Genomic DNA, 12,852 nt, shown 5'->3' with positions numbered 1-12,852 from the left:
GTTTTTCCCTTGATGATCCATGCAGGAGCTTCTCTTCCTTTCCGATTCATTGGAAGGCTATTTGTCATCGGGAGAATACATGGCTTTTGTTCTTAGTGTCCTTGTTGCCGGATGCTGGCTGCTTTGTCCCTGGGTGTTGTTGAGGGGAAGCCACCGCGCCAACCGGTTGAGGCGCTTGATGGATGCCCTGCCCACATCCAGTGTGCGTGGAGTGTTCATTGGATTGGTGGAGTTGAAAGGGACGGCGGAATGCGCCGATCCTCTGGTATCGTTCATCGCTGAAAAACCATGCGTGTGGTACAGCTACACGGTGGAGGAACATTGGAGGAGGGTGGAGGTGAGAACCGTCGTTGAGAACGGTAAAAGGCGTACCCGTACGGTGGTGAGGTCGGGATGGTCGACTGTGGCAGAGGGTGGAAGACTGAAGTCATTTTTCCTGCGGGACGATACGGGGGAAATTGCCGTTCATCCCCAAGGTGCGGATATAGAACCGATGCGAGTGGCCTCTTTCTTCAGTACTCCTTCCGATGATGCCTACTATGCCAAAGGACCGCAGGGGAGTATTGCCAATAGTACATTTGAACGTCGCTTCACCGAGGAGGCCGTTCCCATAGGAACGAGGATTTATCTGGTAGGACCGTCCCGTGAATGCCGGGATAGAGTTGCTGCCGAAATCGCCTCCGGCCAGGATGGGGAAGAGTTTATCATTTCTACTCGCGATGAGGAAGCCATCAGGAGAACGAAAGGGGTTAAAGCATGGTGTTTTGCCATACTGGGACTGGGGATTTTGGCGGGAGGCTCCTATTTCCTGAGATCCGGGATCTACGGAATTGACTCCGCCGATGGCAGTGCGTGGCCCTTGTGGATTGTTGCCGGAGGCATTTATGTGCTGGCTTGGCTGGTGTCGTGGATGTGGACGGTGTATAACAGCCTTGTCGATATCCGTAACCGTGTGCGGCAGGGATGGGCCCAGGTAGAGGTTCTTTTACAGAGACGTTATGAATTGATCCCCTCTCTGTGCCGGGTGGTTGAGGAATATACGCGGCATGAGAGTGAAGCCATGTTCCTGGTTGCCCGTTTGCGACGCCGGCAGCAATTGGATCACGAAAGTATCAATGCTCTGCAGGAGGCATATCCCGGTTTGAAAGCGGCTCCCCTGTATGAACAACTCATGCAGGAACTTTCCGATACCGAGTTGCGCATTGCCATGGCGCGGGAGTATTACAATACAATTGCCACGCATCTGAATACGCGTTTGGCTGTGTTCCCCGACGGAGTAATCGGGAATATGTTTGGTGTAAAATGCGTCAATTTGGTTGAAGGGGTATTTCGGGATGATTCCTGCGTCAAGGGGGAATGATGTTCTTGAGATGTGAAGGAAAGTTAAGTCTTGCCGTTTTAGCGTATATGACTATCATATTTCCTCTATGCCATGGAATTGACCAAGAGCAATGAAGATTATTTGGAAGCGATAGGACTTCTCGTTCGTGAACGTGGCATTGCCCAGGTCAGGGATATTGCCACGGTGATGAATGTGAAAATGCCTTCAGTTACCTCGGCTGTACGCCAACTGGCGGAACTGGGCCTGGTGGAATATGTCCAGTATGCTCCTGTCAGGTTAACAAAGAAGGGGGCTAAACTGGCTGACAGAATTATCCAGTGTCACAGGACTCTTCATGCATTCTTTAGGGATATTCTGCAATTGCCGGATAGCCGTGCGGATGAGATAGCCTGCCAGGTGGAGCACGTCATGACTCAGGAGGAAATCGAACGCATTGCGGAATTGACGGCCTGTGTGACGGCTCATGCTCCTCTGTTGAAAGGTTTTATCGATGTCGGACAACTATCCGATAATGAGGATCAGGTAGTAACGCTTGACCGGGTGCGTACCGGTCAGCGGTGTATCATCAAGTCTGTGGATCCGCAGATGAAAGGAATTGCCAGAATGGCGGATTTGGGACTGGTGCCGGGAGCGGAAATTTACGTAATCGGTTCGGCTCCGATGGGGGATCCCATCAGCATTCGCCTCCGCGGCTCATGTATTGTGTTTCGCAAGGATGAGGGAATGTCCGTTACCGTCAGAATCCTTGATGACGGTAAAAAGTAATGTTCAAGGCAACTTTACATGCAGTCGGACATTGACAGTGACTTAGATTCTTCTAACATTACTTCCGCACTATGAGGAACCACGGAGAAGAGAACTGCCTGTGCCATTGCAAGAAACGCGGGAGACATGTGAGGAGGCGGTTTTTGTGGAGAAGATTTCGTCGTTTTTTTGGCAATTGCGAAAATGGCCGCAGAATGGGTGAACCGAGAACTTTGGATCGGGTTCGGATCAGGCATTCCGTCAGGATCATATCGGTCCGGATGGACAGACTGGGCATGTACAAGCTGGCCGACATGGGAATTACGCCCGGCGTCGTGGTAGAAATCCAGGAGAAGGCGCCTTTTGGCGGTCCTTTGCTGATCCGGGTACGCGGTTCCGTGCTGGCTCTGCGTCCTCACGAGGCTTCGCGCATCGAAGTTCAGGCTGAAGTATAAAAACAGGTTCAATGAAAGAACACATGCCCAAAGTGGCCTTGCTGGGAAACCCCAATTGCGGCAAGACGACGATTTTCAATGCTCTGACCGGCGCCCGGCAGCACGTTGGCAATTACCCTGGAGTGACGGTGGAGAGTAAGAGTGGCGTGATCCATACGGAGAGGGGGGATGTGCTTGCGGTAGATCTTCCTGGGGTATATCGCCTGGGCGGAGGCGCTCCCGAGGAACGGGTCGTGACGGAAAGTCTTTCAGGAAAAGATATTGATTTGATTGTCAATGTGGTAGACAGTACCAATCTGGATCGCCATCTGTATTTGACGCTTCAACTCTGGCATTTTTCTCTTCCCGTAATCCTTGTGATGAATATGACGGATGAGGCGGAATCCCAGGGCCTTTTGTTTGATGTGGAACTGCTGGAGAAACTGCTGGGAGTGCGCATCGTCCGGACTTCGGGTTCCCGTGGCGAAGGGATTGAGACCTTGAAGCGCATGATTGCTTCCGTCGCCTTCAAACCGGGTGGCTATGAGCATCCGAAACCCATGCCCTACGGGGTGACCGAGGAAGCTGTCATCGAGGAAATGAAGGAGTCTCTCCGAAATGCCGTTTCCGGCAGGGATCCCGAGCCTGAATCCTATTTGGCGGAAAAGCTTTTGGAAGGGGATCAGGAAATAGTCTCACGTTTCGAGCAACGAGGGAATGAGGGCAGGGCCGCCGTTGAAAAGGCTGCTCTTCTCCGCCGTGTGTTGACCGAGAGGGACAATCTCCCGGCTCCGGTCGTTTTTGCCGACAGGCGGTACGGTTATATTTCCGGTCTTGTCCGCGAGGTGTTGTTGGAAAATCGTCGGGAGCGTCTTCTCTGGACGGATCGTCTGGATTCCGTAGCAACTCACCGCTGGTTCGGCATACCGCTGTTTCTGGTGGCCATGTACGTTGTTTTTTACGTGACGTTTACTTTGGGGGATCCTCTTGTGGGATGGACCGAGACCTTTTTCGAGTGGTTGGGGGCGAAGGCGGGTAGCCTCTTATCGGATTCCCCTCAATTACAATCTCTCGTGTGTGACGGAGTGTTGGGTGGTGTTGGAGGGGTTCTGTCCTTTATTCCGACGATTCTGATTTTGTTCTTATTCATCGCCTTGCTGGAAGAGAGCGGTTATATGGCTCGTGCCGCCTTCATCATGGACAGGTTCATGCATAAGATGGGGTTGCATGGCAAGAGTTTCATTCCCATGCTTATCGGTTTCGGCTGTACGGTGCCGGCCATGATGGCAACGCGCAGCATTGAGTCTCGCCGCGACCGCTTGGCGACTATTTTCGTGCTTCCCTTGATGAGTTGCGGAGCGCGGCTTCCTATTTTCGTTCTCTTCATTACGGCTTTGTTTCCGGAAGGTTATCAAGCCGAGATTCTGTGGTGTTTCTATTTGATAGGGATTCTTCTGGCTGTCTGCACGGCACGTGTGTTGAAGTCTACTTTGTTCAAGGGTGGGGATGAATTGTTCATCATGGAGTTGCCTCCATACAGGATGCCGTCGTCATGCAACCTTATGATGGTCATGTGGCAGCGGGCTTTGATGTATTTAAAGAAAGCCGGAGGGATGATTCTTTTCGCATCCGTAATCCTTTGGTTTCTCAACACGCATCCGGGATCTGAAGACGAAACCGTTCGTCAGGAAGATGGGGGCGCCGTCGCATCGGCCCAGGTCTTGGAACATTCCTACTCGGCATCCATCGGACGCTTTTTCGAGCCGTTGACCCAGTATGCCGGGATGGATTGGAAGACCAATTCCGCATTGATCGGAGCTTTTGCCGCCAAGGAAATTTTCGTGGCCCAGCTCGGTATCCTGTACGCCGTACCGGAGGGAACTCAAGATGATTCCGGAGAAAAACAGGCGCTTTTGCGCCGGGAGATCAGTACCCATTATTCTCCCCTGCAGGGGATTTGCCTCATGCTTGTCTGTCTGATTGCCATGCCATGCATGGCGACGGTCGCAACGATGAAGAAGGAGTCCGGCTCGTGGTTGTTCACACTCGGGAATGTACTTTTCCTGGACTTTATGGGTCTGTTCCTCGCAATACTGGTATATCAGATCGGTCTGAGACTGTAGGAAAATCGGAGTGGAATGGGAAGAAGAGAGGATGTCTCGTCTCTGGAAACCGCTTTCTTTCAATACTCTTGCAAGTTGTATGAATTATTCATTGACTCGAACACCCTATCTCCTATAGTTAGGAACACTGCACTATTCCTGGTATGAGATTTCCTTCTGTTAAAAAATCAGCCTCTCTCTTCGCGCTTGCTCTTGTAGCGTTCAACTTCGTATCCTGCGGTGGTAGCGGGAGTAACAATACGAGTGCGTGGGATTCGCTTCCTGTCGGTTCCAGACTGGACTTGAATATGAACGAGTCTAGCGATGCCCCACTGTTCCTGACCTGCGTTGTTACCAATAACAATGTCGGGCAAATGACGTTTAAAGGCAAAGATCCCGCCACTAATGTTGCGTTCTCTTTCCAGAGAACCGGCACCAGAGCCATATTTACAACGTCTTTCAGGTATGTAGATGAGTCCTATATTACGTATCCCGGGCCTGTCATTCATGTTTTGTATATGCAGGCGGGTGTTCAGGCTACGTTGGATCTTGGAGACAAGGTGGAGGAATCCGGTAAGCTTCCTACCTATCTTTCCGGTAATTGCGATTATGAGGTAACCCTTGATGGTCACGAAGAAACCGCAACGGAGAAAAAGACATACAAAGGGACCGGTATTTATGGGATCAACTATAATGCCAATAATTAACCTCCGGGGATAGTTGTCTGCGAGAATACCGCGTAGTACACAGAACTTAGATGAATAAGCGTGACCTTTGAGGAGGTTGCGCTTATTTTTTCAGCGATGGAAGGAAGGATGATCTCGTTGCTCAAGTATTGGATTGGGATTTTGTGTGTCTTGTTTGGGACGTTGGGCGAATTGTCGTATGCCTCCGGCGAACAGACCGGGACTTCCGATGCCGTCCGGAAAGAGTGGTTTTATGTCGGACAGTACCGTACTAAAATAGCTCCGGAACGGGCTCGCGTCTTTATGATGCCGGCACAGGGTGTTGTGACGGATCTGGTGGCGTCGGATAAGCGCATTGCAAAAGGAACAATCATTGCCCGCGTTAACAAGGAGGACTTGGAACTGGATCGCAAGACCATGGAGATGGAAATCCTCAAGGAACGGGTTGCTCGCAAAGACGAAATTCAGAAATTGCGCAAGGAACGTGAAGAAATCGAATTCATCAGTTCTCTGCCCCGCAAGGAACGTCAGTTCTATGACCAGAGCGGGAAGAATGTCAATTCCTCCAAGGAAGTCCTGAAAACCATTGACGAAAAGATTGAACTGGCGCAGCGGCAAATTGAGCTGCTTGATTCTCAAAAACGTGCGGAATTCGCGAAGAAAGAGGAATCCTACGTAGTAAAGATGCCTTATGACGGTCGTCTTCAGTACCAATTTCAGAAAAATGATTCCAGTGACCAGGAAGGAGCATTCCTGGAAACCGGGAAGGAAATTGCTGCCGTCTGCGATGATTCGGCATTTTATCTGACAGTGGTTATTTCCAATCCGGAAATTGCGAATATTCCTTCCGATAAATTGAAATTGAGTCTGGAAGTGAATAATTCCTGTGTGATTGACGGCCATTTTTCCCACAAGAGAGTGGAGAAGAATCAGTCCGGGGGAGGGAACATGGACATGCTTGTGTTCTACTTTAAGGTCGATCCCAAGGATCATGATATCCTCTATTCCATGCTGGGAGCCAATTGTGTGGCCAAACTTTACTTCAAGGTTGATGACGATATCCGCGTGTTCGGGAAGATGGATCTCGCCCGTCTGCCTTTAGCTTCCGCCGCAATTGATTGGCAGGAAATCATCAAGCAGGTGGCTCCCGATTACGAATTGATTTTGATCGGGGAAACTCAACTTTTCGCCCGCAAGAAATGAAACTTGAATGTGATGCCGTAACGTTTGAATACGTCCGCGGGAAAAAAGTTTTCGATCGTTATACGAAGACGTTTTCAGCGGGGATTACCGTCTTGAAGGGATATTCCGGGTGCGGGAAAACAACTCTGTTGAAAATCCTGGCGGGATATTTGAAAATTTCCTCCGGTCGCATTGTGACGCCCAATGGCTGTTCGATCAACAGCCTTGCGTTTCGCCGGAAATACGTGAGCTACATGTTCCAGGGGATTAACCTCCTTCCTCTGGCTACGGTGAGCCGTAATTTGAGATTATGTGCCGAAATGGCAATGATGCCGTCTTCAAAGTGGAAAAAGCGTGCGGACGATTTGACGGAAGCCCTGGGATTGAAAGACCTGCGGAACAAAAAAGCGAACAGCCTCTCCGGTGGACAGGCGCAGAGGGCGGCTCTTGCCAGAACCCTCATGAAGGATTCCCCGATTTTGTTATTGGACGAGCCGACATCGGGCTTGGACGACTTTAACACCAACATTATTAAAAACCTGATTGTAAGTGATGCCGCCAACAAGATTTGCATCGTGAGTACACACGATGCCCGGCTTCTGGAGATAGCAGATGAAGTCATTGATTTTAACCAGCCTGTATCTCTTTAAGGATACGTTGTACCGCTGGAAGGAACGTCCTTCCAGTCTGTTGTCGCGTATTCTCGTGGTGTTTTTCCTGTCTGTGTGTGCCTTGTCCGTCTTGGCCACGTATGTGATTTCGACTCAGACTTTGAGAAATGAAGTGCGGAAGAATGGGGGGGACATGGTTATCATGTCCGATTTTGAGACCAAGGCGGATCCGGGGAAAACCAGGTTGATGAAAGAAAGCCTTTCCTCCCTTTGCGATGCCGAGATGGTGATTGTCAGCGAATTGTCCGTCGGTGACATTGAAGGGAAGAAAATCCCTATTGTCGCTTACAGTGACGAATCCTTGTCCGGGCTGAAAGATTTGCCCCTCCAGGAATTCCCCTATCTGGCACTTATGCCTCGAAGCGAAGGCGTGCTTCCGGCTCCGTCCAAATTGACGGTGGAAGATTTTTCCTTTCCCATTGTTGTGAGGGAAATGCCTTCCGGACATGTATTGGCGCATGTGTATAGCCGAGGCGTTATTCTCGTGCCGGAAGGCGTTGTGGATTTGTCCGGCAGCAACGCGATGGTGCATCGCAACTTTTTGGTACGCGTCAAGGAAATGAGCTATGTGACGCTCAAGTTGGTTGAGGATACATTGAATAACATCGGCCGTCTCGACGGAACGACAACCCACGCCCGAAGCAGCGCCTCTATTCTGAAGAAGCTGGAATCCCTGCTGGATAACCAGACGGAGTGCCGTGCCGGGTTCTCCTTGGGAATCGCCTTCATTGTAGGGATTCTGCTGACGGCTTTGGCATCGATGGAATTCCGGCAGAACGAGTATGTGTACACATTGATGAAGAGCTTTGGCGTCCAGCCATTCATGCTGGTCATGACCTTTATTGCAGAGAACCTTTTCGTGGTATTGGGGGCTTTCGTCCTGGCCGTCGTGGTGTTTATCCGGGTGCAGGACATGCTCCTCAGGGAATTCTTCAAAGGAGCCAATCCTCTGCTTGGAATCCAGGAACTCCTCCCGGAAATCATCCTTCTTTCCGCCTCTCTCGTTGTCTGTGTCCTGGTCTCATCCGTTCCGATTATGGTATCGGCTTACCGTGAGATTGGCCGCGTTTTGAAATAATCGTATCCGAAATACTAAAAATATGTTGGGCAGTGAGTCCGGAATGGTATAAACTCTTGTCGCTTTTCCTATTTATTTCCGTTTGCCATGAACTGTATGAACGTGTTGAATCTTTTGAACATGCCTTCCGGGTTCTGGCGTATTGTGGCGGCGGGCGGTATGATGCTGGCCGTGACCTCCTGTTCTGTCGAAAAGATGGTACAGAAGCGTGTAGAGGCGCTTTCTGCCGAGGTGGAAAGGCAACCTGACCTGGATCAACTGCCCGTGCGCAAGGTTTCGTGGAATGACGCTGTAGCTTTTGCCCTGAAAAACAATTTGGAAATCAAACAGGGGCAGTTGTCGATCGACGATGCCGAACGGAGAGTGCGCCGCGTGTACATGGATATGATCCCCGGCGTGAACCTGGATGCCCTGATGACGAAAGACATCGGAAACCTGGGGAGCGTGTCCAGCGATGACATCGGTTTCCATACGAACATCCTCTTCAATCTCCCGTCCCTGACACAGATTCCCATTACCTACTATACGGCTAAAGCATCCGTGTTCCGGGCTAATAAATCCATGGAAATGAAGAAGAGGGAACTCATTTCCAAATTGTATAAAAATGTCCGCAGTCTGGAAATTGCCAGAGCCCGGTATGAACTCTCCAAACAGGAATCGGACATTAAGGAACGGAGTGACGGAACGGTTTCCAATGTCGACCATGAGTGGCGTGAAAAATCCCGTACCCTGGCAATGGAACTGATTTCCCTGATGGGCGACACGCATTACCGCTGGCAAATTGATGAAAAAACCGTACCCAAAGTTTCCTGGGACCGTTATAAGGCGGCATCCGGTAAGTTGGATCATCTCGTTCTGGCGATGATGGCCATGGAGTTGGAGGCATCCCGCCTGAATGTTTTGGGGATCAAGATGAGGTATTTTCCCGAGTTGAATGTCAATTTTTACAGCCCTTCTCTTTTTACGAACACCGGTGGTACGTATGGCGGCTTTTTTGCCGACAGCGGGGATATGTATGTGAATATGAACCTTTCCCTGCAGTTGGATACCAAGCTGAGCGTGTGGGATAACCTTCAGTCGGCCAAGGCATCCCATGCCATCCTGGAAAAAGAGGTTTTCATGAGGGCGTTGGAGCGCAAGGACAAAGTGAAGAAGTTGATGAAGAGTCGGGAAGACTTTGAAGCGTGGGCGTCTTATATCAAAAAACGGGCTGCTTTTCTGGACGCTACCCAGCCATTGTCTGTGGAGGAATACAAGAACAACCAGCAGGAGGTCAGCAAAATGTACCGGGATCTCTATTCCAATCGTGAAAAAAATCTGCAAACGGAAGCGGCCTTGATTATGGAATATGGTTTCCTGACCTACTGATGGTTCTTTTTGCAGCGATTATGTTTGCATTTCGGAATTTCGGAAAAAATAGTTTCCGGTTCCTGTCGGGAGTTTGTGAGCCTCCCCGGGGCGATGGCCGAGAATTCCATATTCGATGACGGCTTTTCGATGACTCAGAGAAGAATCCGGGTTTAGAAACCAGCGTGTAATGGCCCAGGCCATGGCAAGTTCGCTGCGGATGGTTTCCGACTGAATTCTGAAATGGCGAAATCCCATGTGAATTAATGTGTCGATTTCCTGTTGGGAGAGGCAGAGCGGCCTGCATCCCGGCGGTAACAACGGAGAGCAGCCTCCTGTCCATTTAGAGAACAAATTCTTGCATTTGGAAACCAGATCCATGTTCCATGGTTCGCGCTTCAGCTTGCAGACAGCCTCCCAGAAAGCTTCCCGCCCCGCCATGGGAAAAATGCCGGGATCATTGACCGTGATCTCGAATTTTTTCTTCTCTCGAAGGCGGGAGAGTAATTTTGCATCCAGAGTATCCCTCGGATCTATGGCAACGCGGTTGAATTTAGTGGCCAGCATATTGTAAAATCCGGCATCGCGTTTTTTTTCCATCAGCAGACGGTTCATTCCAAGACGAATATTGAGGCCGGGGCATTTCTGCCGCAGATGCCGGGCTAGAAGGTCGCTGGCAACATAGACTCCGTGGAGATGGCGGGCATTGGCGGAGAGCAGTAATTCAAACAGGGCGTTCCCATACGAATCTTCCAAATCCCGTTGCTGGAGCCGCGGATTGTCGAAATTCAGGAACACGCCGGCGTTTTCTTCCGAGTATAAGTTCAGGATCGATTCGATGCGGTCAAGGGAAGTATTCTTCCCGGGGTCAAACGGCTCCAGCGTCCATAGGCAGGACGGAGTCAGGATGAAATCCGGTTTTGCGCCTTCGGGGGAGGAGATCGTGTTGATCATTGCCAGACACATTTCCATTAATGAATCCCAGATACCGGTACCCCCGATTGTCCAGGACGCCGGGGGAAGTGACGGATGGAGCAGCTCTGAGAGTGGACGAGGAGTGACGGGTTCCGGGGAACCGGACAGATTGAATTCGAACTTCATGGCATGGAGGGCTGGGATAAAGTCTCATGGGGAGGCATGGCGCCGAAGGATTCCAGGCATTTCATGACGGCATAGGCCATGGTATCGGGCGTACTTCTGTCGTCATTCAGCATCAGTCTCAGGATATCCAGGATTTGAGCCCCGGAATGACTGAGGCCGCGTCCCTGGATTTTAAACTGGCGGAATCCCATTTCGTAGAGTCGCCTCATCTCCTGGCGTGAGAGCTGGGTCGTACAGTGAGGGCCATTGCCCATCAGAACATCCAGATGCGAACAGGCGTTGTTGAGGCGGAGTTCCTCGAAGCTGTCGCCGTATCCCAGGAAATTGAGGGATGTCTTTGACAAAGAATCATAATGCTTGCGCCGGATGGGGCATTGGCGGGTACAGTTCTCGTTGACGAGGATTTCAAATTTGCTTTTATCTTCCAGCTTTTCCAGCAGGTCGTAATTGGTATTGTCATCCGGATGTACCATGACTTTGTCGTATTGATCGGCAAGGCGGAGGTAATAATCCAGCTTGCCGCCTCCTCGTTCCATGGTCACTTTCAGGATGGAAGAGACTGTTTTGAGGCCGGGGTATTTCGTCCGAACGTATTCATAAAACAGATCGGAGGACATGATAACGCCATTATTACCGGTCGGGTTGTTGGCTTCTACGATTTGCAGCAAGTCGTTGCCCAGAGGAAGCTTGAGATGATCCTCATGAATATAGGGGTTGGAAAACGTTAAATCGATGGCTACGTTTCTCCGGAACCATGTGTTCAGACATTGTTCGATTTCCCGGGCCGAACGGATCAAATGAGGGAGGACGCGTCCGCTGTTCCAGAGCAAGAGAGGGGAACCGTGGACGAGTGTAAATAATTGGATTCCAAAGTACTTCAGAAAATAGTCGTGAATATGCGCCAATTCGAGGTCATTGGAAAAGATTCCCGATACGTCCCAGTGAGCATCGGGCCAGGAAGAATTGAGCAGGGATGGAGGAGACGGTGGCATGGGCGGTAAAGGAAAACGGTTGATCCCCCTTAGCATATTTGTCTCTGGCACATTAATTATCTCTGTATTTAACGTTTTTTTATCGTTAATCATACTTGAAACAAAATTGCCGGATCTTTACATATGAAGATACTCGCATGAAGGACAAGAATTTAGAAAAATTGAATTCTCCGGGGGAAAAATTTCATTTTCTTTCCCGGCGGAATTTTATGAAAGGCCTCGGAATGGGCGGGGTTGTTTTGCTTTCTTCTCCTATGTCTTTTGCCCGGTCCGGCGTTTCTGGAGGCAAGATAACGTTCGGAATTATCTCCGATGTGCATGCTGATTTGCAGCCGGACGCGAAACAGAGATTGGAAATTTTCATGGAACGTTGCATGCGGGTGAAACCGGATTTCATCATCCAGTTGGGAGATTTGCACCATGGTCCCGGGATGAAGGATATGCTGGAGATATGGAATCGTTTTCCCGGGGATAGGTTCCATGTTCTCGGCAACCACGATATGGACCATATGAGCAAGGCTGATGTCGTCCGGGAACAGGGTATGTCCGGTCCATACTATTCTTATGACCGGGGTGGGTATCATTTCGTCGTTCTGGATGCAAACCACTGTGTGAAAGACGGAAAGATGTACGACAACAACCATGGCAATTACTATAGTGCCGAGAAACGCGACATGGTCAGTCCGGAGGAGCTGGAATGGTTGCGGGAAGATCTGCGCAAGGCGGTCAAACCGTCCATTCTGTTTTCTCATGAAGCGTTTGACGATGTCTGGCAGGGAGAGACTTCTCCCAGCAAAATGGATGTTCGCCAAGTGATCCGGGAAGCGAATGGCGGAGGTGGGAAGAAAGTGATTGCCTGCTTCTGCGGCCACCATCACGTGGACCACCACATGGTCATTGAAGACGTTCACTACGTCCAGATCAACAGCGCCTCCTATTATTGGGTGGAGGAGGCTCAGGGGTTTTCCAACGGACACATGGCGGAATACAAGGATCCGCTTTTTGCCTTCGTGACTCTGGATCCCGCCAACAGATCTATCTCGATCAAAGGAGAACAAAGCAAGTTCAAACCGCCGGTCCCCAATGGGAAAACGTGTCCGAATGCCGATAAAATCTTCCCCTGTATCAAAAATAGAAGAATCCACTATTAACTACCTAGATCAACATCAACCA

At 50.3% G+C, this 12,852-nt stretch carries 12 protein-coding genes; 10 read left to right on the top strand and 2 right to left on the bottom strand.

Features of this window, described 5'->3' with window-relative positions:
- The first annotated feature begins 19 nt into the window (after positions 1-19).
- The 9 genes from QET40_RS10885 (at position 20) to QET40_RS10845 (ending at position 9,607) form a co-directional block, all read left to right on the top strand.
- On the top strand, positions 20-1,360 hold the full coding sequence (locus QET40_RS10885) for a LemA family protein (protein ID WP_280127201.1): 1,341 nt from the start codon (positions 20-22) through the stop codon (positions 1,358-1,360).
- Positions 1,361-1,432: 72 nt separating this feature from the next.
- A complete protein-coding gene (locus tag QET40_RS10880) occupies positions 1,433-2,107 on the top strand; it encodes a DtxR family transcriptional regulator (protein WP_280127200.1) in 675 nt (224 codons plus the stop codon).
- A gap of 71 nt (positions 2,108-2,178) precedes the next feature.
- The gene (locus QET40_RS10875; RefSeq protein ID WP_322189990.1) at positions 2,179-2,541 is read left to right on the top strand and encodes a FeoA family protein; all 363 of its coding nucleotides are present in this window, start codon (positions 2,179-2,181) and stop codon (positions 2,539-2,541) included.
- Positions 2,542-2,564: 23 nt separating this feature from the next.
- A complete protein-coding gene (gene feoB, locus QET40_RS10870) occupies positions 2,565-4,643 on the top strand; it encodes a ferrous iron transport protein B (protein ID WP_280127198.1) in 2,079 nt (692 codons plus the stop codon).
- Positions 4,644-4,786: 143 nt separating this feature from the next.
- Positions 4,787-5,329: a hypothetical protein gene (locus QET40_RS10865; protein ID WP_280127197.1), complete on the top strand. Its 543-nt coding sequence runs from the start codon at positions 4,787-4,789 to the stop codon at positions 5,327-5,329.
- 141 nt (positions 5,330-5,470) lie between these two features.
- Positions 5,471-6,511 carry a hypothetical protein gene (locus QET40_RS10860; RefSeq protein ID WP_280127196.1) on the top strand — a complete coding sequence of 347 codons (1,041 nt, stop codon included), beginning with the start codon at positions 5,471-5,473 and terminating at the stop codon, positions 6,509-6,511.
- Complete coding sequence (locus tag QET40_RS10855; protein ID WP_280127195.1) at positions 6,508-7,140, top strand: ATP-binding cassette domain-containing protein; 633 nt, start codon at positions 6,508-6,510, stop codon at positions 7,138-7,140. The genes QET40_RS10860 and QET40_RS10855 overlap by 4 nt, the downstream gene beginning before the upstream one ends.
- The gene (locus QET40_RS10850; RefSeq protein ID WP_280127194.1) at positions 7,103-8,239 is read left to right on the top strand and encodes a hypothetical protein; all 1,137 of its coding nucleotides are present in this window, start codon (positions 7,103-7,105) and stop codon (positions 8,237-8,239) included. The genes QET40_RS10855 and QET40_RS10850 overlap by 38 nt, the downstream gene beginning before the upstream one ends.
- Positions 8,240-8,326: 87 nt before the next feature.
- The gene (locus QET40_RS10845; protein WP_280127193.1) at positions 8,327-9,607 is read left to right on the top strand and encodes a hypothetical protein; all 1,281 of its coding nucleotides are present in this window, start codon (positions 8,327-8,329) and stop codon (positions 9,605-9,607) included.
- An 18-nt stretch (positions 9,608-9,625) separates the two neighbouring features.
- On the opposite strand, the gene QET40_RS10840 is transcribed toward QET40_RS10845, so the two are convergent.
- Positions 9,626-10,687, bottom strand: coding sequence for a hypothetical protein (locus QET40_RS10840; protein ID WP_280127192.1), 1,062 nt, complete (start codon positions 10,685-10,687; stop codon positions 9,626-9,628).
- Positions 10,684-11,679, bottom strand: a complete 996-nt coding sequence (locus tag QET40_RS10835; protein WP_280127191.1) for a hypothetical protein — start codon at positions 11,677-11,679, stop codon at positions 10,684-10,686. The genes QET40_RS10840 and QET40_RS10835 overlap by 4 nt, the downstream gene beginning before the upstream one ends.
- A 209-nt stretch (positions 11,680-11,888) precedes the next feature.
- Here QET40_RS10835 and QET40_RS10830 point away from each other — a divergent pair, with 209 nt between their 5' ends.
- Positions 11,889-12,830: a metallophosphoesterase gene (locus tag QET40_RS10830; RefSeq protein ID WP_280127190.1), complete on the top strand. Its 942-nt coding sequence runs from the start codon at positions 11,889-11,891 to the stop codon at positions 12,828-12,830.
- The last annotated feature ends 22 nt before the right edge of the window (positions 12,831-12,852 follow it).

The sequence above is a fragment of the Akkermansia sp. N21169 genome, from assembly GCF_029854675.1.
In the GTDB taxonomy this organism is placed as follows: Bacteria; Verrucomicrobiota; Verrucomicrobiia; order Verrucomicrobiales; family Akkermansiaceae; genus Akkermansia.
The sequence above is the reverse complement of the archived record's forward strand: the minus strand, read 5'-3'. Positions and strand labels throughout refer to the sequence as shown.